1 protein-coding gene is annotated in these 1,289 nt (G+C 48.2%); it reads left to right on the top strand.

Translation table 11 applies throughout. From position 1 onward, the window contains the following. Positions 1-25: 25 nt before the first annotated feature. The coding region (locus ACKTSG_RS14275) for an IS5 family transposase (protein WP_407895689.1) at positions 26-1,289 on the top strand (1,264 nt) is incomplete at its 3' end.

Here is a 1,289-nt window from a genome sequence, read left to right as displayed (position 1 = left end):
TGAAATTCACTCGGAGGTTTTATCCATGGTTTATCGTCAAAGTCCCCACCAACTCTCTTTTGAATCCTTTGGTTGCGGTCTGAGTACACCGCTCAGTCCAAATAATGAGTGGGTGCGCTTAGCCGATATTTTTCCGTGGAAAGAACTCGATGAGGCATACCAATTGGAGTTTTCCAAGAAAAGTACTGGGCGCGCGGCTAAACCATTTCGGATGCTTTATGGCGCTGGACTGATTCAGAATCGAATGAAACTAACCGATCGCGGTGTGGTCGACGCAATTCGAGATACGCCGGCTTATCAGTATTTCATCGGGCTCTCGGAATATCGTGCAGAGAAGCCCTTCGCATACACCAGCTTGTGTACCTTCCGTAAACGGATTGCGGATATCTCTGAACTGGTCAGAAACATTATCAATGATTGGCTTCGTGCCAAGATCGAAGCCTTGGTGCCATTCAAGGTTGACGTGATGATCACGGATGCCACAGCGATTCCGGTGAAGATCCGCTATCCCCAAGATACCTCGCTGCTCAATCAAGCCCGCAAGAATCTTGAAGACATGGCCATTGACATGGCGCATCAACTGAATGTCCCTAATCCACGCATGTATAAGCGTGAAGCCAAACAAGTTTGGACGGCTTTCTCACGCCATCCAAAGAGCCAAAAGCAATCCGTTCACAAGCAAGTTAAAGCGCAACTTCAATACGTCCGTCGCGACTTGCGCTACATCAATGAATTCATTGATGCAGGGGCAATCTTAACCGCCAAACAAGCAGTACGCTTGGGTGTCATCCGAATCTTGTTTGACCAACAATGGTATATGTTTGAACACAAGATTCACCATGTCGCAGACCGGATTGTTAGTCTCCAACAGCCTTATATTCGACCGATCCAGCGTGGTAAGGCGAAAGCCAAAGTTGAGTTTGGGGCCAAGATTGACGCATCGTTAAGTGAGGGCATCGTTGATATTGAGCGTTTCGAATTCAGGGCTTTCAATGAGAGTAAAGACTTTGAAGCGACCTTGGATCATTACTTCGACTTGCATGGCCATTACCCAGATGAGGTGTTGGCAGACACGCTTTATCGCAACCGCGACAATCGAAAGTTGTGTAAGGACCTAGGCATCACCCTGTGTGGACCTAAACTTGGCGCAAAGTCCAAACACATTGATGCCAAGAAACGCTGCCAGGATACGGACGCAGAGAATCGACGCGGGGCCATTGAACGCCGATTCGCCTTTCTCAAAGGGTCAGTAGGCTTGGACTTAGTCAATACCCGAACAGTTGAGTCAT

Origin of the sequence: Lacticaseibacillus salsurae (assembly GCF_045862175.1) — a bacterium.
Lineage (GTDB): Bacteria > Bacillota > Bacilli > Lactobacillales > Lactobacillaceae > Lacticaseibacillus > Lacticaseibacillus salsurae.
This window is presented reverse-complemented; position numbering and strand designations above follow the sequence as displayed.